This is a genomic window from Variovorax jilinensis (assembly GCF_030316885.1).
GTDB lineage: Bacteria > Pseudomonadota > Gammaproteobacteria > Burkholderiales > Burkholderiaceae_C > Variovorax > Variovorax jilinensis.
On sequence record NZ_JASZYQ010000004.1, the window covers coordinates 107,779 to 125,646 of the forward strand.

The 17,868-nt window shown below is 68.6% G+C and carries 13 protein-coding genes; 4 read left to right on the plus strand and 9 right to left on the minus strand.

Annotated elements, in window-relative coordinates; translation table 11 throughout:
- Positions 1-2 precede the first annotated feature (2 nt).
- Positions 3-227, plus strand: a complete 225-nt coding sequence (locus QTH87_RS16275; RefSeq protein WP_286610586.1) for a cysteine-rich CWC family protein — start codon at positions 3-5, stop codon at positions 225-227.
- On the opposite strand, the gene QTH87_RS16280 is transcribed toward QTH87_RS16275, so the two are convergent.
- Positions 218-1,528, minus strand: a complete 1,311-nt coding sequence (locus tag QTH87_RS16280) for a zinc-binding metallopeptidase family protein (RefSeq protein WP_286610587.1) — start codon at positions 1,526-1,528, stop codon at positions 218-220. The two genes, QTH87_RS16275 and QTH87_RS16280, sit on opposite strands and share 10 nt — an antisense overlap.
- 118 nt (positions 1,529-1,646) lie before the next feature.
- Here QTH87_RS16280 and QTH87_RS16285 point away from each other — a divergent pair, with 118 nt between their 5' ends.
- From QTH87_RS16285 to QTH87_RS16295, 3 genes are all read left to right on the plus strand, one after another.
- Positions 1,647-3,104, plus strand: coding sequence for an MFS transporter (locus QTH87_RS16285; protein WP_286610589.1), 1,458 nt, complete (start codon positions 1,647-1,649; stop codon positions 3,102-3,104).
- 30 nt (positions 3,105-3,134) lie between these two features.
- Positions 3,135-3,899 carry a class II glutamine amidotransferase gene (locus tag QTH87_RS16290; protein ID WP_286610591.1) on the plus strand — a complete coding sequence of 255 codons (765 nt, stop codon included), beginning with the start codon at positions 3,135-3,137 and terminating at the stop codon, positions 3,897-3,899.
- A gap of 155 nt (positions 3,900-4,054) precedes the next feature.
- The gene (locus QTH87_RS16295; RefSeq protein ID WP_286610592.1) at positions 4,055-6,265 is read left to right on the plus strand and encodes a TonB-dependent receptor; all 2,211 of its coding nucleotides are present in this window, start codon (positions 4,055-4,057) and stop codon (positions 6,263-6,265) included.
- Between the two features lie 57 nt (positions 6,266-6,322).
- Here QTH87_RS16295 and gshB read toward each other — a convergent pair whose 3' ends face one another.
- The 8 genes from gshB to leuS form a co-directional block, all read right to left on the minus strand.
- Positions 6,323-7,276 (minus strand): glutathione synthase, encoded by a 954-nt coding sequence (gshB, locus tag QTH87_RS16300; RefSeq protein ID WP_286610594.1) that lies wholly within the window; start codon positions 7,274-7,276, stop codon positions 6,323-6,325.
- Positions 7,273-8,523, minus strand: coding sequence for a benzoate/H(+) symporter BenE family transporter (locus QTH87_RS16305; protein WP_286610596.1), 1,251 nt, complete (start codon positions 8,521-8,523; stop codon positions 7,273-7,275). Before QTH87_RS16305 ends, gshB begins: the two co-directional genes overlap by 4 nt.
- Before the next feature lie 153 nt (positions 8,524-8,676).
- Entirely contained in the window at positions 8,677-10,545 is a 1,869-nt protein-coding gene (locus QTH87_RS16310) for a potassium transporter Kup (protein ID WP_286610598.1), read from the minus strand.
- Positions 10,546-10,705: 160 nt separating this feature from the next.
- Positions 10,706-12,007: a glutamate--cysteine ligase gene (gshA, locus tag QTH87_RS16315; protein WP_286610600.1), complete on the minus strand. Its 1,302-nt coding sequence runs from the start codon at positions 12,005-12,007 to the stop codon at positions 10,706-10,708.
- A 117-nt stretch (positions 12,008-12,124) separates the two neighbouring features.
- The gene (locus tag QTH87_RS16320) at positions 12,125-13,417 is read right to left on the minus strand and encodes a glutamate-5-semialdehyde dehydrogenase (RefSeq protein WP_286610602.1); all 1,293 of its coding nucleotides are present in this window, start codon (positions 13,415-13,417) and stop codon (positions 12,125-12,127) included.
- 82 nt (positions 13,418-13,499) lie between these two features.
- On the minus strand, positions 13,500-14,573 hold the full coding sequence (holA, locus tag QTH87_RS16325) for a DNA polymerase III subunit delta (RefSeq protein ID WP_286610604.1): 1,074 nt from the start codon (positions 14,571-14,573) through the stop codon (positions 13,500-13,502).
- 31 nt (positions 14,574-14,604) lie between these two features.
- The gene (locus QTH87_RS16330; RefSeq protein WP_286610606.1) at positions 14,605-15,117 is read right to left on the minus strand and encodes an LPS-assembly lipoprotein LptE; all 513 of its coding nucleotides are present in this window, start codon (positions 15,115-15,117) and stop codon (positions 14,605-14,607) included.
- Positions 15,118-15,122: 5 nt separating this feature from the next.
- The gene (gene leuS, locus QTH87_RS16335) at positions 15,123-17,756 is read right to left on the minus strand and encodes a leucine--tRNA ligase (protein ID WP_286610607.1); all 2,634 of its coding nucleotides are present in this window, start codon (positions 17,754-17,756) and stop codon (positions 15,123-15,125) included.
- Positions 17,757-17,868: the final 112 nt, after the last annotated feature.

Below are 17,868 nucleotides of genomic sequence, written 5' to 3' on the forward strand. Positions count from 1 at the left end.
AGATGGCAGCCCCTTCCGACGCACCCGATGCCTCGCGCTGCCCGCTGTGCGGCGAGTCGAACCGCTGCGCGATCGAAGTCGAGCGCGAAACCGGCCAGGCCCAGCCGCCCTGCTGGTGCATGGAGGTCGACTTCGGCGAAGCGCTGCTGGCCCGCGTGCCCGAGGCCAAGCGGCGTCTGGCCTGCATCTGCGCGCGTTGCGCCGCGCAGGCCGCGCTTCAGGACTGAGCGTCCTGCAGCAGCGCGGGCTCGGCGTCGGCCGGCGCCGCCACGGTTTCGGCCGCCTCCGGCTTCACCGCCATCGCCGGCAGGCCGCCGCGCTCGCGCTGCTCGGTGATCACCTGGTGGATGAACTGCAGCTTGCCGACCGCGGTGCGCGGCAGCACGAAGGGGTAGTAGTCGGGCTGGCCCATGCTGCGCGACAGTTCGTTGAGCACATTGGTGAGCCGCACCCAGCCGTTGAGGAAATCGAGGAAGCGCCCGGCATCCGGATGCTCGGGCTGCCACAGGTCGGAAAGCTCGAACAGGTCGCTCGCGAGCTCGACGTTCTGCGCATCGACGCCGAAGCTCATCGCGGTGTCGGCGGTGTCGGCCATGTGCAGGTAGTGGGCCCAGGTCTCGGCCCAGTCCTCCCACGGATGCGAGCTCGCGTAGCTCGTCACGAAGCGGTTGGCCCAGTCGGGCTGCGGGCCGTTGTCGTAGTGGTTGCGCAGCGCGGCACCGTAGTCGTCGCGCTCGTCGCCGAAGAGCTGGCGAAAGCCCTCGAGCCACGGCGTGGGATAGACCAGCAAGTCCCAGTAGTAGTGGCCGATCTCGTGGCGGAAGTGGCCCAGCAGGGTGCGGTAGGGCTCGCGCATCTCGGCCCGGATGCGCTCGCGCACCGTGTCCTCGGCCTCCTCGGCATTGAGCGTGATGATGCCCATCTGGTGGCCGGTCATGACGTGCGGGCCGCCCGGCACGTTGCTCAGGAAGTCGAAGGCCAGGCCGTGCTCGGGGTCGTCGAGCCGCGTGACCACCGGCAGGCCCAGCGCCAGCAGCTGCGAGATGAGCCTGCGCTTGGCCAGCTCCAGGCTGCGCCAGAGGCGGCCGTTGCTCTCGAGCGTGAGGTCGGGAATGGTGCGCGTGACGCTGCACGACAGGCACAGGCCGGGCACCAGCCCGGCCGTGGAGAAGGAAGGGTCGTCGCCCTCGCGCGGCGCCGGCACCATCCAGTTGCAGCCGGCTGGCGTCATGAGGTTGTCGCAGCAGCGGTAGGCGCGGCCCTGGCCGTCGCCGAACACCGTGAAGGTGCCGGGCTCGGCGCCCTCGAAGGCAGCCGGTGCCAGCGGCATGACCCCGAGCCGGTCGATCACGTAGCCGAGCGGCGTCTGGCAGGCCAGGCACTGGCTGTTGCCCAGAAACACCGGTCGCCCGCACTGGCACTGGTAGGCGCGGCTCAGCGTGGGGGCCTGGAGTTCGGTGGCGAGGGTGGTGTCGGCGTCCGCGGACGCATCGGCGGTGGTGTCGTTGTTGTCGTTTTGCGTGGTCATGCGGCGTGTCCGAACGGGCGGTATCTACGGGAGCGCGCCATCGTAGTGCGGCCGCTTCCGAAAGGCAGCGGCGCAAACGCCGATATGCTTGTAGGACGGCTCGAGCCGACTTTCCACGATGACCCCACCTCCCCCGCAAGATCTCCGGGCCCGCTACGGCGAGCGCTACCGCTGGCTGCTGCTCTTGTCGGTCATGGTGGGGGTGATGGCCTCGATCATGTCGTCCACCATCGTCAACGTCGCGATTCCCGGCATGAGCCACCACTTCGCGCTCGGCCAGGAGCGCGCGCAGTGGGTCAGCTCCGGCTTCATGGTCGCGATGACCGTGTCGATGCTGACCACGCCGTGGCTGCTGTCGCGCTACGGCTACCGCCGCACCTACGTGGGCACCATGGTGCTGCTCCTGGCCGGCGGGTTGCTGGGCGGGCTCGCCGACGCGTTCTCGCTGGTGCTGATCGCGCGCGTTGCCGAGGGCCTGGCGGCCGGCGTGGTGCAGCCGATCCCGGCCATCATCATCCTGCGCGCCTTCGAGCCGCACGAGCAGGGCCGCGCCAGCGGCATCTTCGGCATGGGCGTCGTGCTGGCGCCCGCGATCGGGCCGAGCATCGGCGGCGTGCTGGTCGATCTCTTCGGCTGGCGCTCGATCTTCTTCATGGTGGTGCCCTTCTGCCTCGCCTCGATCGCGCTGGCCTACCGCTTCGTGCCGACCACCGCGCCGGGCGGCGCGGTCGCGGCGCGCAGCGGCGGGCTTGACTGGCGCGGCCTCGCGCTCGGCACCTTCGGCACGCTGTGCCTGCTGAACGGCCTGGTCGCGCTACGTGGCGACTCGCCGCTCGAGGCCGGCTTGCTGCTGGCCGCCGCGGGCGCCGGCTTCGGCGCCTTCCTGGCCTGGCAGAAGCGCTACGCGGCCGCGGGCGGCACGCCGCTTATGAACCTCGCGCTGTTCCAGCACCGCCAGTTCGCGATGGGCAGCATCGTGGCCTTCATCTACGGCACCGCGCTGTTCGGCTCGACCTACCTGCTGCCGGTCTACATGCAGGTCGGCCTGCAGCTGTCGGCCTCGCACGTGGGCACCATCCTGCTGCCGGCCGGCATCGTGCTCGCGATCACCATCGCCGGCGTGGGCCGCCTGGCCGACCGGCACCCGACCTACCTGCTGGTGAGCATCGGCCTGCTGCTGCTGGCCGTCTCCTTCGCGCTCATGATGGTCCTGCGGCTCGACAGCGCGCTGTGGCTGCTGGTGATCTTCGCCATCGTGGGGCGTATCGGGCTCGGCTTCATCCTGCCGTCGCTGAACCTGGGCTCGATGCGGCCGCTGCCCAAGCCGCTGATTCCGCAGGGCGCCAGCGCGATCAATTTCCTGCGCATGCTGGGCGGCGCCGCCGGCGTGAGCCTGTGCGCGATCATCCTCGAGTGGCGGCTCGCAGCGCATGGAGATTCGCTGACCAACCCGGTCAGCAGCGCAGCCCGCCTGGCCGCGTTCGACGAAGTGTTCGCACTGCTGGCCGCGCTCTGCGCGCTGGCGATCCTGGCCGCCTGGCAGCTGCGCGTGAAGGCGCCGCCCGAGGTCGACTGAGCGATTCCGCGGCTCGGGTCTAATAGCCCCATGTGCCAGCTGCTCGGAATGAACTGCAACACGCCGACCGACGTGACCTTCAGCTTCACGGGCTTCGCCCAGCGCGGCGGCCGCACCGACCACCATGCCGACGGCTGGGGCATCGCCTTCTTCGAGGACCGTGGCCTGCGCCATTTCGTCGACCACCAGCCGGCCTGCGAATCGCCGGTGGCCGAACTGATCCGGCGCTACCCGATCCAGAGCCGCAACGTCATCGCCCACATCCGCAAGGCCACGCAGGGCGCGGTCAACCTCCAGAACTGCCACCCCTTCGTGCGCGAGCTGTGGGGCCGCTACTGGGTGTTCGCGCACAACGGCGACCTGAAGGATTTCCGGCCGCGCCTGCACGGCAACTTCCATCCCGTGGGCAGCACCGACAGCGAGCACGCCTTCTGCTGGCTGATGCAGGAACTGGCCAAGTCGCATGCCGGCGTGCCGAGCGTCGAAGAGCTCACGCTGACCCTGCGCGAACTGGCACCGCGGCTCGCGGCCCACGGCACCTTCAACTTCATGCTGTCCAACGGGCAGGCGCTGTGGGCCCATGCCTCGACCCATCTCTGGTACGTGGAACGCCGCCATCCCTTCCTGACCGCGGAGCTGTCGGACGAGGACCTGAGCATCGATTTCGCCCAGCACACGACGCCGGACGACCGGGTGGCCGTGGTGGTGACCTCGCCGCTCACGACCAACGAGCAGTGGACCGCGTTTACCCCGCACGAACTGGCCGTGTTCGTCGACGGCCGCCGGCAGGCCTGAAGCGGCCCGCAGGGCCTCGCGCCGCGCCCTGCAGCGCCGGCGCCGTATGAGGCAAAAACAACGGAACCGAACCATTGGGCGTGCCGCACCACCAGCGTGCGGCCGGTCAACTGGACAATAACGGTTCTCATTTGCAAGAAAAAAGAAATCGACCCATGACCCCTCATCGCCTTCCCCTGCGCCCGGTCGCGCTCGCCTGCGCCCTGGCCCTGCAAGCCTTCGTGGTTGCCGCCCAGACCGCGCCTGCCGCCGACGCAGCAGCGCAGGGCGGCACGCTCGCTACCGTCACGGTCGAGGCCAGCGCCGACGCCTCGGCCGAGGGCCTGGCCAAGCCTTTCGCGGGCGGCCAGGTCGCCAACGGCGCGCGCGTCGGCCTGCTCGGCACCACCAGCCTGATGGACACGCCGTTCTCGATCACCTCCTACACCAACCAGCTGATCCAGGACCAGCAGGCCCAGAGCGTCGCCGACGTGCTGCTCAACGCGCCCTCGATCCGCCAGGCCCGCGGCTTCGGCAACTTCCAGGAGCTCTACGTGGTGCGCGGCTTCCCGATGTTCTCGGACGACATCGCCTACAACGGCCTCTACGGCATGCTGCCGCGCCAGTACATCGCCTCCGAGTTCTTCGAGCGCGTCGAGGTGCTGCTCGGCCCCAACGCCTTCCTGAACGGCGCTGCGCCCGGCGGCAGCAGCATCGGCGGCGCGATCAACCTGGTGCCCAAGCGGGCGCCCAACGAACCGCTGACCCGCGTCGGCCTCGGCGTGCAGAGCGGCGGTGAAGGCTCGGGCTCGTTCGACATCGCGCGCCGCTTCGGCCCCGACGAAAGCACCGGCGTGCGCCTCAACGGCGTCTACCGCAACGGCGGCACCGGCGTCGACGACGAGAAGCGCGAACTCGGCGCGGTCGGCGTCGGCATCGACTGGCGCAGCCGCAATGTCCGGCTGTCGGCCGACGTCGGCTACCAGGACCACACGATCACCGAGGGCCGTCCGAGCGTGACGCCGGGCTTCGGCCTGCCGATCCCGACGCCGCCCGACGCCAAGAGCAACTTCGCCCAGCCCTGGACCTACTCCAAGGAACGCGACACCTTCGGCACCGTGCGCGGCGAGGTCGACTTCAACGACAACGTGACCGGCTGGGTCGCGGGCGGCATGCGCGAAGGCAAGGAATCGAATTCGGTCGCCAACCTGACCATGACCAACGTCTTCGGTGGCGCCAGCGCCTATCGTTTCGACAACGAGCGCGAGGACAAGGTCTCGACCGGCGAGATCGGCGTGCGCGGCAAGTTCAGGACCGGCTCGGTCGGCCACAACCTGGTCGCCTCGGCCAATGCCTACGACGATCAGGAACGCAACGCCTACGGCATGTCGGGCAGCACGATCCTCACCAACATCTACGCGCCGGTGGCTTCGCTGCCGCCACCCGCCAACCTCTACACGGGTGGCATCCTGAGCCGCCCCCAGGTCACCGAGAAGACCAAGACCTCCAGCTTCGCGATCGCCGACACGATGTCGTTCGCGCAGGACACGGTGCTGCTCACGATCGGCGCGCGGCGCCAGACCATCGAGCAGACCAGCTACAACTTCGACTCGGGCCTCGAGACCAGCAGCTACGACGAGAGCAAGACCACGCCGGTGGCCGGCGTGGTGTTCAGGGCGACCAAGGACATCTCGGTCTACGGCAACTACATCGAAGGCCTGCTCAAGGGCGACGTCGCACCCTCGTTCACCGCCTCGGGCCAGCCGATCGCCAATGCCGGCCAGGTGTTCGCGCCCGCGGTCTCGAAGCAGAAGGAAATCGGCGTCAAGTACGAGAACGCCGGCATCGGCGCGACCGCGGCCGTGTTCGAGATCACCAAGCCGCAGTCCTTCGTGGTCAACGGCGTCTATGGCGACAACGGCGAGCAGCGCAACCGCGGCTTCGAGCTCGCGGTGTTCGGCGAACCGGTGCGCGGCCTGCGCGTGCTGGGCGGCCTGACGCTGCTCGATGCCGAGCAGAAGCGCACCGAAGGCGGCCTGACCGACGGCAACGACGTGATCGGCGTGCCGCGCCAGCAGTTCAACCTCGGCGCCGAGTGGGACATCCCGGGTGTGCGCGGCCTGGCCGTCAACGCCCGCTTCATCTACACCTCCAAGCAGTACGCCGACGCAGCCAACCTGCAGCAGCTGCCCGACTGGAACCGCTTCGATCTCGGCGCCCGCTACCTGATGGACATCGGCAACGGCCGCCTGCTCACGCTGCGCGCACGCGTCGACAACGTCTTCAACAAGGCCTACTGGGCTTCCACCGGCGGCTACCCGGGCTCGAACTACCTCGTGATGGGCGCGCCGCGCACCTTCGTGCTCAACGCCAGCGTGGACTTCTGAAACCTTGCGGGACAGACCAGGAAACCGCGCAGCGGTTTCTCCCCTGTCTCCAACCCATCAGTTCCCCCGCGCCACTTCCGCCTCCAGCGCATCGACGAACATGGCCGGCACGTCGAAGCCGGTCTGTTCGGTGATCTCCTGGAAGCAGGTCGGGCTCGTGACGTTGATCTCGGTAACGTAGTCGCCGATCACGTCGAGCCCGATCAGGAGCAGCCCGCGCGGCGCCAGCGCGCTGCCCACGGCCTCGGCGATCTCGCGGTTGCGCGGCGACAGCGGCTGGGCCACGCCCTTGCCGCCGGCCGCGAGGTTGCCGCGCACCTCGCTGCCCTGCGGGATGCGGGCCAGCACGAAGGGCACCGGCTCGCCCGCGATGATCAGGATGCGCTTGTCGCCGGCCGCGATCTCGGGCACGAAGCGCTGCACCATGATCGTCTCGGCGCCATCCTTGTTGAGGGTCTCGGTGATCGAGCCGAGGTTGAGGCCGTCCTCGCGCACGCGGAAGATGCCCATGCCGCCCATGCCGTCGAGCGGCTTCAGGATGATGTCCCTGTGCTCGGCGTGGAAGGCGCGCACCGCCGCCGGATCGCGCGTCACGAGCGTCGGCGCCGTGAACTGCTGGAACTCCATCACCGCGAGCTTCTCGGGGTGCTCGCGCAGCGACGCCGGCCGGTTGACGACCGCCGCGCCCTCGCGCTCCGCCTGGCCCAGCAGGTGGGTGGCATAGATGTATTCGGCATCGAAGGGCGGGTCCTTGCGCATGACGACGGCGTCGAAGCCGTGCAGCGGCGCCAGCCGGCGCGGCGTCTCGGTGAACCAGACATCGGCATTGCCCGTGAGCCGGATGTCGCGCACCTGGCCGGTCACGGGCTGGCCGGTCTGCCAGCCGAGATCGCGCGGCTCGCAGGCCGAGATCTCGTGGCCGCGGCGCTGCGCCTCGCGCATCATCGAGAAGGTGGTGTCCTTGTAGATCTTGAACTGCTCGAGCGGGTCGGCGACGAAGAGGATGTTCACTTGCTGTTCTTTCCGGTGGCGGCCTTGGCTTCTTCCTGCTTGATCTTGCACGCAGGTGCGATGTCCTTGCCGGGCTCGGCCTTCTTGCGGCCCAGTTGCTGGATGGCCAGCGCGAGGGCGCCAGCCACCACGCCCCAGAAGGCGGAGCCGATGCCCAGCAGCGTGACGCCCGAGAGCGTCACGAGGAAGGTGATCAGCGCGGCCTCGCGGTGCGATTCGTCGCGCACCGCGGCGGCCAGTCCGCCGCCGATGGTGCCGAGCAGCGCCAGGCCCGCGATGGTGGCGACCAGCTCCTTCGGGAAGGCCGTGAGCAGGCCGGTCACCGCGGCGCCGAAGAGGCCGATCACGACGTAGATGGCACCGCAGCTCACGGCCGCGGTGTAGCGTCGCGCCGGGTCCTCGTGTGCCTCGCGGCCCATGCAGATCGCGGCGGTGATCGCGCTGAGGTTGAGCGCGAAGGCGCCGAAGGGCGCCAGGACCAGCGTGAAGAGGCCGCTGATCGTGATGAGCTTCGACACCGGCAGGTCGTAGCCGGCGGCGCGGATGGCGGCCACGCCCGGCAGGTTCTGCGAGGCCATCGTCACGACGAACAGCGGCAGTGCGAGGCTCACGACCGCCTGCCAGCTGAAGGTCGGCATCGTGAACAGCGGCAGCGCCAGGTCGAAGTGCACCGCGCCCCAGGCCAGCTCGCCGCGCGCGGCGACGAACACGATGCCGGCCAGCAGCGTCAGCGGCACCGCATAGCGCGGCGCGAAGCGCCGGCCCAGGAGATAGCAGCCGAGCATCAGCAGCACCAGCGGCAGCGCGGTCTGGGCCGCCACGAAGGCCTGCAGGCCGAAGCGCGCCAGCACGCCCGCGAGCAGCGCCGAGGCCAGCGCCATCGGAATCCGGTTCATCACGCGCTCGAACCAACCGGTGGCGCCCGCGAGCGTCATGAGCAGCGCGCAGACGATGAAGGCACCGACCGCCTCGTTCATCGAGAAGCCCGCGCCGGCGACCGCGAGCACGGCCGCACCCGGTGTGCTCCAGGCGATCATCACGGGCTTGCGCCACCACAGCGAGGGCAGCGCCGAGGCCAGCCCCATGCCGATTCCCAACGCCCACATCCACGACGAGATCATCTCGGGCGTGGCGCCGAAGGCCTGCGCGGCCTGGAACACGATCGCCACCGAGCTCGTGAAGCCGACCAGCACCGCGACGAAGCCGGCCGTGAAGGCCGAGAGGCTCAGGTCCTTGAAGAAACGCATGTCTATTGCTCGCCCCCAGGTTGCCCGCACTTCGTGTCGGGCGGCCACCCCCTGCCGGGGGCAACACCAGCGGCCCGGCAAGGCCGGTTCCGCGGTGTTCCGCGAAAGGGCCGGGCCGCGCCGGTCGAGTCCAGAAAGCGGGCCGTCGACAAGCTAGATCTCGATCTTCGAGCCGAGCTCGACCACCGCGTTGTTGGGCAGCCCGAGGAAGTCCGCCGCGCCGCTCGCGTTGTGGTGCATCTGCGCGAACAGCTTCTCGCGCCAGGGCGCCATGCCGCTGCCGAGGGTCGGGATCACGACGTCGCGCGAGAGGAAATAGCTGGTCGCCATCGGCTCGAGCTGGCAGCCGCGCAGGCGCGCATGCTCGAGCGCACGCGGCAGGTCGATCTCGTTCTTGAAGCCGTAGTGCACCACCACCTGCCAGCAGTGGTGGCCGAGCGGCTCCATCTCGATGCGCTTTTCCATCGGGATCCACGGCACCTCGTGGTTGCGCACCGTGACGAACAGATTCTGGTCGTGCAGCACCTTGTTGTGCTTCAGGTTGTGCAGCAGCGCATTCGGCACCACGCCGGGCTCGGCGGTCAGGAAGACCGCGGTGCCGTCGACGCGCGCGGGCGGGCTCACGAACACCGAATCGAGGAAGCCGCGCAGGTCGATCGCCTCGGCCAGCTGGGTCTCGCCCATCAGGCGCCGGCCTTCCTTCCAGGTCAGCATCAGCATGAAGATCGAGCCGCCGATCAGGAGCGGGAACCAGCCGCCGTCGAACAGCTTGAGCAGGTTGGAGGCGAAGAACAGGAAGTCGACGACGAAGAAGGCGCCGGTGGCCGCAATGCACAGCGCGAGCGGGTAGTTCCAGGCGTAGCGGATCACGAAGAAGGTCAGCACCGTGGTGATCAGCATGTCGGTCGTGACCGCGATGCCGTAGGCGGCCGCGAGGTTGCTCGACGAGCGGAACATCACGACCGCCAGCACGATCGCCACGAACAGCCCCCAGTTCACGAAGGGGATGTAGATCTGGCCCGCGGTGCGCACGCTGGTGTGCTCGATGTTCATGCGCGGCAGGAAGCCCAGCTGGATCACCTGGCGCGTGACGCTGAAGGCGCCCGTGATCAGCGCCTGCGAGGCGATCACCGTGGCCGCGGTGGCCAGCAGCACCAGCGGCAGCAGCGCCCATTCGGGCGCCATCATGAAGAAGGGGTTCTTCACGGCCAGCGGGTTCTCGAGCAGCAGCGCGCCCTGGCCGAAGTAGTTGAGCGTGAGCGCCGGCATCACGACCGAGAACCAGGCGATGCGGATCGGGCTCTTGCCGAAATGGCCCAGATCGGCGTAGAGCGCCTCGGCGCCGGTGACGCACAGCACGGTGGCGCCCAGGATGATGAAGCTGGTGCCCGGGTTGTCCCACATGAAGCGCAGCGCGTAGTGCGGGCTCAGCGCCTTGAGGATCTCGGGATGATTCATGATCTGCGAGACGCCCAGCACCGAGATCGCCAGGAACCAGGCCAGCGTGATCGGCCCGAAGAACTTGCCGATGCCCGCGGTGCCGCGCTTCTGCACCGCGAAGAGCCCGAACAGCACGACCAGGGTGATCGGGATCACGTAGTGGCGGAACTGCGGCGACACCACCTCCAGCCCCTCGACCGCCGACAGCACCGAGATCGCCGGCGTGATGACGCCGTCGCCGTAGAACAGCGAAGTGCCGAAGATGCCGACCACCAGCAGCACCCGCCGCAAGCGCGGCTTGTCGACCACCGCCTGCGAGGCCAGCGCCAGCATCGCGACCAGGCCCCCCTCGCCCTCGTTGTCGGCGCGCAGCACCAGCACCACGTACTTCAGCGAGACGATCACCGTCAGCGTCCAGAAGAACATCGACAGGATGCCGTAGACGTTCTCGATCGTGAACGGGACGTGGCCGTGGCCGAAGACCTCCTTGACCGCGTAGAGGACGCTCGTGCCGATGTCGCCGTAGACGACGCCGATGGCCGCGAGGATCAGCGCAGCGGAGGAGGATTTGGGAGCGGACACGTGCGGGGCTGCAGCAAAGGGTCGTCGGCGTGCAGCACGCCGTGCGGCGCCTCGACGGACCGAACGGGCCGCGTCACGCGCCTTTCCCCCCTGTCGTTGGCTTTGTTATGGGAAGGCTATTTTGCCGCCGCCGCGAAGGGCTGCAAGATGTAGGCTGAAATCATTCGTAGACTTCGGCATCGGGGTCGGTCGCCTCGAGCTCGTAGCTGGCCGCCACCATGGCGAGCCGGCCGATGACGCCGTACATGTAGAAGCGGTTGGGGGCGCTGGCGCCCGGCTTGGCGCCCGGCTGGGGCAGGTGGGCGCTTTCCGAGAAGGCCAGCGGCACGAAGCTGGCGCCCGGCAGGTTGAGGTTCTCGTCCGGGTTGCGCTCGGCATGCACGCGGTAGAAGCCGCCCACCACGTAGCGGTCCATCATGTAGACGACCGGCTCGGCGACGCCGTTGTGCACGCGCTCGTTGGTCAGCACGCCTTCCTGCACGATCAGGTCGCAGGGCTCCGGGCTTTCCTTGCCGACCGCGCCCTTGTGGCCGAGGCGGGGACGACGCACCAGCGCCTCGATCTCCTTGGCGTCGCGCACGGTCATCACGCCCAGGCCCGGGCTGCCGTTGTCGGTCTTGACCACCACGAACGGCTTCTCGTTGATGCCGTATTCCTTGTACTTGCGGCGGACCTTGGACAGCAGCGCATCGACATGGCTGGTCAGCACGTCGATGCCCTGGCCGGTCGCGAAGCTCACGTCGGCGGCCTTGGCGTACATCGGGTTGATCAGCCAGGGGTCGATGCCGAGCAGCTTGCCGAAGCGCTTGGACACCTCTTCGTAACTGTGGAAATGGTTGCTCTTGCGTCGCACCGACCAGCCGGCGTGCAGCGGCGGCAGCAGGTACTGCTCGTGCAGATCTTCCAGGATGCCCGGCGTGCCGGCCGCGAGGTCGGTGTTGAGCAGGATGGTGCAGGGGTCGAAATGCTTGAGCCCGAGCCGGCGCTTGCTGCGGGCCACGGGCTCGAGGCAGACCGTCTCGCCGTTGGGCAGTTCGATCTTCTTGGGCGACTTGATCGCCGGGTCGATCGAGCCGACCCGCACGTTGAGCCCGGCCATGTGGAAGATCCGCACCAGCTGCGCCACGTTGGCCAGGTAGAAGGTGTTGCGCGAATGGTTCTCGGGAATCACCAGCAGGTTGCGCGCCTCGGGGCAGATCTTCTCGATCGCCGCCTGGGCCGCCTGCACCGCCAGCGGCAGCATCTCCTGCGTGAGGTTGTTCCAGCCTCCCGGATACAGGTTGGTATCGACCGGTGCCAGCTTGAAGCCGGCATTGCGGATGTCGACCGAGCTGTAGAAGGGCGGCGTGTGCTCCATCCATTCGAGCCGGAACCAGCGCTCGATGGCGGGCGTGGAATCGAGCACCCGCTGCTCGAGTTCGTTGATGGGGCCGGTCAGGGCAGTGACGAGATGGGGGACCATGCGGGCGGCCTTGTTGGTTTTTTGCCTGAGCTTAGAGCGCGGATTGTAGATTTTGGGGCGGACTCCCCAATGACAACCCTCGGAAAAAAGGCGCCCGGCCCCCCGGGCCGGCCGCGCTTAGCCCCTGACTTCGCCCTGGCCCAGCACCACGTACTTGAGCGAGGTGAGTCCCTCGATGCCGACCGGCCCGCGCGCATGGAACTTGTCGGTGCTGATGCCGATCTCGGCGCCGAGGCCGAACTCGAAGCCGTCGGCGAAGCGCGTGCTGGCATTCACCATCACGCTGGCCGAGTCGACCTCGCGCAGGAAGCGCTGGGCGTTCATGTGGTCGCGCGTGACGATGGCGTCGGTGTGGTGGCTCGAATAGCGGTTGATGTGGGCGATGGCCTCGTCCACGCCCGCGACCACCTTGATGCTGATCACCGCGGCCAGGTATTCCTCCGACCAGTCGGACTCGACCGCGTCGACGATGCGCGCGTTCGGCAGGTGGGCCGCATCGGCGCGCAGGATCCGCGCGGCCGCGGGGTCGCAGCGCATCTCGACGCCCTTGGCTGCGAACACCGCGCCGATCTCGGGCAGGAAGGCCTCGGCGACGGTGTCGGCCACCAGCAGGCCTTCGGCGGCGTTGCAGGGGCTGTACTTCTGTGTCTTGGCGTTGTCGACGATGCGCAGCGCCATGTCGGGCTCGGCCGTGTGGTCGACGTAGACGTGGCAGTTGCCGTCGAGGTGCTTGATGACCGGGACCCGGGCATCGCGGCTGATGCGCTCGATCAGGCCCTTGCCGCCGCGCGGGATGATCACGTCGACGAACTGCGGCATCGCGATCAGCTGGCCCACGGCCTCGCGGTCGGTGGTGCCGACCAGCTGCACCGCGTCGACCGGCAGGCCGGCCTCCTCGAGCGACTCGGCCACCAGCAGGGCCAGCGCCTTGTTTGACTCGATGGCCTCGGAGCCGCCGCGCAGGATCGCCGCGTTGCCGCTCTTGATCGCCAGGCTCGCGGCCTCGATGGTCACGTTGGGGCGGCTCTCGTAGATCATGCCGAAGACGCCGATCGGCACCCGCATCTGGCCGACCCGGATGCCGCTGGGCTGCTGCTTCATGCCGATGACTTCACCGATGACGTCGGACATGGCGGCGAGCTGCTCGCAGCCCTGGGCCACGGTCTCGATGATCTTCGGGGTGAGCTTGAGGCGGTCGACCATCGGGGCCGACAGGCCGGCGCCCTCGGCGCGGGCGAGGTCCTTGGCGTTGGCTTCGGCCAGCGGCTCGCCGGCGGCCCGTAGGCGCCGTGCCAGTGCCTTCAAGGCCTTGTTCTTGGTGGCGGCATCCGCGCGCGCCATGAGTGCTGAGGCCAGCTTGGCCTGCAGTCCGAGCGTCTGTACATACTCGGATACGTTCAGGGTGTTCATCCCCGGATTGTGCCGCGAAGGCCAAAGCCGGCGCCGGCCAGGGGCCGAAAATGCACCAATAGCGTGCATCTACGACGAAAAATCAACGCCGCGGGGCGGATGCTCCGGCCGGCGCGCAGGCGCGGCACAGCATGAAGGCCAGCCGCTGCAGCGCCTGCCAGCCATTGACCGGCCAGTCGGGTTGCTTCAGGCCCTTGACGATGCCGTCGACCACGTGGGCAGCGCGCAGCATGCGCGCCAGCGCGCGCTCGTCGAGCCGCGGCAGCACCCGCTCGAAGGCCCGCTCGCGCGCGCCCCAGATGCGGTTCTCGCGCAGCGCCATCGGCAGCGGACGGCCGGCCGCCATGGCGTCCTTCACACGCTTGAGCGCGCGGATGTCCTCGGCCAGCGTGTAGTGCACCAGCACCTCGGCCTCGCCCTCGGCCTGCAGGCCTTCGAGCATGCGCATCACACGCTGCGGATTGCCGGCCAGCACCGCCTCCGAGAGCTTGAAGACGTCGTAGCGGGCGACGTTGTTGACCGCGCCCTCGACCTCTTCCCAGCCCAGTTCGCCCTCGGGGTGCAGCAGCGCGAGCTTCTGGATCTCCTGGTGCGCGGCCAGCAGGTTGCCCTCGACCCGGTCGGCGAAGAACTGCAGCGTGCGCTGGCCTTCCTCGCCGGCCTTGACGCGCTGGCCCTGGAGCGCCAGCCGCTGCGCGATCCACTGCGGCAGCGCGGCGCGCTCGACCGTCTCGATCTGGAGGCCTACGCCGTGCTGCTCGAGCGCCGCGAACCAGGCGCTGCTGCGGGTGGCCTTGTCGAGTCGCGGCAGCATCACGAGCGTGAGCGTGCTGTCGTTGCCCTGGGCCGCCTCGGCGATCTGCTGCAGCGCCGTGCTGCCGTCCTTGCCGGGCTTGCCCGAGGGGATGCGGATCTCGATCAGCTGCCGATCCGCGAACAGGCTCAGCGAGCCGCCGGCCGCCAGCACGGCGCTCCAGTCGAAATGGGCGCCTGCCACCGTGTACGAACTGCGTTCGGTGTAGCCCTGGGTGCGCGCCGCCGCGCGGATGGCATCGGCGGCTTCCTGCGCCAGCAGGGGCTCGTCGCCGTGCACCACGTAGAGCGGCGCAACCCGCTTCGCGAGGTGGGACGAGAGCTGGGCCGGACTCAGTTGCATGACGAACAGGTGAGCCAACCCGCGGGTGAGCTCATTTGATCGCGGCCAGGCGGCGCATCACCTGCTGCGCGATGTCGCTCTGCATGTCGCGGTAGAGCAGTTCGGCCTCGCCTTCCTTGGCCAGCGCGGCGGTCTCGTTGTAGGTGATGTCGCGCGACTGCTGCAGCTGGGTCGGCGCCAGAAGCTCCCGTCCGCCCTGGCCGCGCACCCGGAAGCGAAGCGTAAGGATCAGTTGCAGCTCGCGCACCTGGCCGTCGGGCGTGGTCGAGAGCACCACGTTGTTGCGGCTCTCGCCGAGCAGCTCGAGCACCGCCTCGGCCTTGTCGGCCTGGTCGGCGGCGAGCACCTCGACGGTTCCGGCCGCGCGCAGCTGCCTGCGCAGGTAGTTCGAGAACGCGCCGTTGCCGGTCACGACGATGCTCTTGAAGGCGAAATCCGGTGCCTTGCGCAGCTCGAAGCCGCAGCCCGGGAGCGCGAGCGCGGCAATGGCGCCGGCACCGGCCGCGAGGAAACGGCGGCGCGGCGCGTGGATACGGGTGTCCATGCGGCTCACACGACGAGATTGACGAGCCGGCCCGGCACCACGATCACGCGCTTGGCGACCGCGCCGCCGGCGTTCTGGACGAAGGCCTCGCTGTCGAGCGCGAACTTCTCGATCTCCTGCTTGCTCGCCCCGGCCGGAACGCGCAGCGAGCCGCGCAGCTTGCCGTTGATCTGCAGCATGAGCTCGATCTCGTCCTGCTCGAGCGCGGCGACGTCGACCACCGGCCAGGCCGCGTCGAGCAGGCCGCCCTGGTCCTTGTCGTAGCCGAGCTGATGCCACAGCTCGTGCGCGATGTGCGGCGTGGCCGGGTAGAGGCAGCGCAGCAGGATGCCGAAGCCTTCGCGCAGCGCCGCACGGTCGCCCGCGTCGGGCGCGGCCGGCTTGAAGCCTTCGAGCGCATTGAGCAGCTTCATGGCGCCCGACACCACGGTGTTGTATTGCATGCGCTGGTAGTCGTAGTCGATCTGGCGCAGCACCGTATGGACTTCGTGGCGCAGTGCCTTGGCGGCCTTGCCATAGGCCGGCGCGCCGGCCGCGGGCGCCTCGGCGGCCTGCTGGGCGACGCCGAAATTCCAGACCCGGCGCAGGAAGCGGTAGCTGCCCTCGACCGCGGCGTCGTTCCACTCGAGCGTGGCCTCGGGCGGCGCCGTGAACATGGTGTAGAGCCGCGCGGTGTCGGCGCCGTACTTCTCGATCAGGTCCTGCGGGTCGACGCCGTTGCGCTCGCTCTTGCCCATCTTGCCGACGCCGCCGTACTCGACCCGGGTGCCGTCGGCCGTGGTGCCGCCGCTGATGCGGCCCTGGGCGTCGAGCAACGGCGTGACCTCGGACGGCGGGAAGTAGTCCTTGCCGCCCTTCTCGCTGCGCGTGTAGTAGATGTGGTTGAGCACCATGCCCTGCGTGAGCAGCTTGGCGAAGGGCTCGTCGACCTTCACGAGGCCGAGGTCGCGCATCACCTTGGTCCAGAAGCGCGCGTACAGCAGGTGCAGGATCGCGTGCTCGATGCCGCCGATGTACTGGTCCATCGGCATCCAGTACTCGGCGCCGCCAGCCACCATGGCCTCGTCGTTCTTCGGGTCGCAGTAGCGCATGAAATACCACGAGCTGTCGACGAAGGTGTCCATCGTGTCGGTCTCGCGGCGCGCCGCCTTGCCGCACACGGGGCAGACCACGCCGGCATGGAAGCCCTCGTGCTTGGCGAGCGGGTTGCCCGAGCCATCGGGAACGCAGTCGGTCGGCAGCACCACCGGAAGGTCTTTCTCGGGCACCGGCACCGCGCCGTGTTCGTCGCAGTGGATGATCGGGATCGGCGTGCCCCAGTAGCGCTGACGGCTCACGCCCCAGTCGCGCAGGCGCCAGGTGGTCTGCATCTCGCCCAGGCCCTTCTGGCCCAGTGCATGCGCCACCGCCTTGACCGCCTCGGCGTAGTGCATACCGCTGAAGTTGTCGGAATTGATGGTCACGCCACGCTGCTTGTCGGCGTACCAGTCCTGCCAGCGGTGGTAGTCGAAATGCGGCTCGTCGTCGACCAGCACGACCTGGATGATCTCGATGCCGTACTTGTTGGCGAAGGCGAAGTCGCGCTCGTCGTGCGCAGGCACGCCCATCACGGCGCCGTCGCCGTAGCTCATGAGCACGTAGTTGCCCACCCAGACCGGCACCTGCTCGTCGGTGACCGGATGGGTCACGGTGAGGCCCGTGGGCACGCCCTTCTTTTCCTGCGTGGCGAGCTCGGCCTCGGTGGTGCCGCCGCCCTTGGCCTCGGCGATGAAGGCCGCGACCCTGGGATCGCTCTTCGCGGCATGGACAGCCAGCGGATGCTCGGGCGCCACAGCGCAGAAGGTCACGCCCATGATGGTGTCGGCACGGGTCGTGAAGACGTACATGCGGCCGTCCTGGATCGGCTGGCCCTTGTCGTCCTTGATCTTGTGCGTGAAGGCGAAGCGCACTCCCTCGCTCTTGCCGATCCAGTTTTCCTGCATCAGCTTGACGCGCTCGGGCCATCCCGGCAGCTTGTGCTGGGTGTGCTCGAGCAGCTCTTCGGCGTAGTCGCTGATCTTGAGGTAGTAGCCGGGAATCTCGCGCCGCTCGACCGTGGCGCCGGTGCGCCAGCCCTTGCCGTCGATCACCTGCTCGTTGGCGAGCACGGTCTGGTCGACCGGGTCCCAGTTGACGACCTGGGTCTTGCGGTAGGCGATGCCCTTCTCGAGCATCTTGAGGAACAGCCACTGGTTCCACTTGTAGTAGCTCGGATCGCAGGTGGCGATCTCGCGGCTCCAGTCGATCGCCAGGCCCATGGCCTGGAGCTGGCCCTTCATATAGGCGATGTTCTCGTAGGTCCACTTGGCCGGCGGCACGCCGTTCTTGAGTGCCGCGTTCTCGGCCGGCAGGCCGAAGGCGTCCCAGCCCATGGGCATGAGCACGTTGTAGCCGCTCATGCGCAGGTAGCGCGTGAGCATGTCGTTGATCGTGTAGTTGCGCACATGGCCCATGTGCAGCTTGCCGCTGGGGTAGGGCAGCATCGAGCACGCGTAGTATTTCTTCTTGCGCGCGTCCTCGGTCACGCGGTAGGCGTCGGCCGCGGTCCAGTGGGCCTGGGCGGCGGACTCGACGTCGGCGGGTTTGTAGCTGGGGTTCATGGGCACTCTTGGCACTCGGCAGTCGTCCCGGCGCCAGGCGGCCGGGGGAACGCGGATTATCGCGGTTCTGGTTGCTCGCCCCGAGGTTGCGCCCACTTCACTACCCCGACAT

Excerpts from the sequence above, each read along its gene's own strand:
- QTH87_RS16305 (WP_286610596.1), bottom strand. The coding sequence starts at position 8,523 with ATGCGTTTCTTCAAGGACCTGAGCCTCTCGGCCTTCACGGCCGGCTTC.
- holA (WP_286610604.1), bottom strand. The coding sequence starts at position 14,573 with ATGCAACTGAGTCCGGCCCAGCTCTCGTCCCACCTCGCGAAGCGGGTT.
- QTH87_RS16275 (WP_286610586.1), top strand. The coding sequence starts at position 3 with ATGGCAGCCCCTTCCGACGCACCCGATGCCTCGCGCTGCCCGCTGTGC.
- QTH87_RS16295 (WP_286610592.1), top strand. The coding sequence starts at position 4,055 with ATGACCCCTCATCGCCTTCCCCTGCGCCCGGTCGCGCTCGCCTGCGCC.
- QTH87_RS16290 (WP_286610591.1), top strand. The coding sequence starts at position 3,135 with ATGTGCCAGCTGCTCGGAATGAACTGCAACACGCCGACCGACGTGACC.
- QTH87_RS16330 (WP_286610606.1), bottom strand. The coding sequence starts at position 15,117 with ATGGACACCCGTATCCACGCGCCGCGCCGCCGTTTCCTCGCGGCCGGT.
- QTH87_RS16285 (WP_286610589.1), top strand. The coding sequence starts at position 1,647 with ATGACCCCACCTCCCCCGCAAGATCTCCGGGCCCGCTACGGCGAGCGC.
- QTH87_RS16280 (WP_286610587.1), bottom strand. The coding sequence starts at position 1,528 with ATGACCACGCAAAACGACAACAACGACACCACCGCCGATGCGTCCGCG.
- gshA (WP_286610600.1), bottom strand. The coding sequence starts at position 12,007 with ATGGTCCCCCATCTCGTCACTGCCCTGACCGGCCCCATCAACGAACTC.
- QTH87_RS16320 (WP_286610602.1), bottom strand. The coding sequence starts at position 13,417 with ATGAACACCCTGAACGTATCCGAGTATGTACAGACGCTCGGACTGCAG.
- leuS (WP_286610607.1), bottom strand. The coding sequence starts at position 17,756 with ATGAACCCCAGCTACAAACCCGCCGACGTCGAGTCCGCCGCCCAGGCC.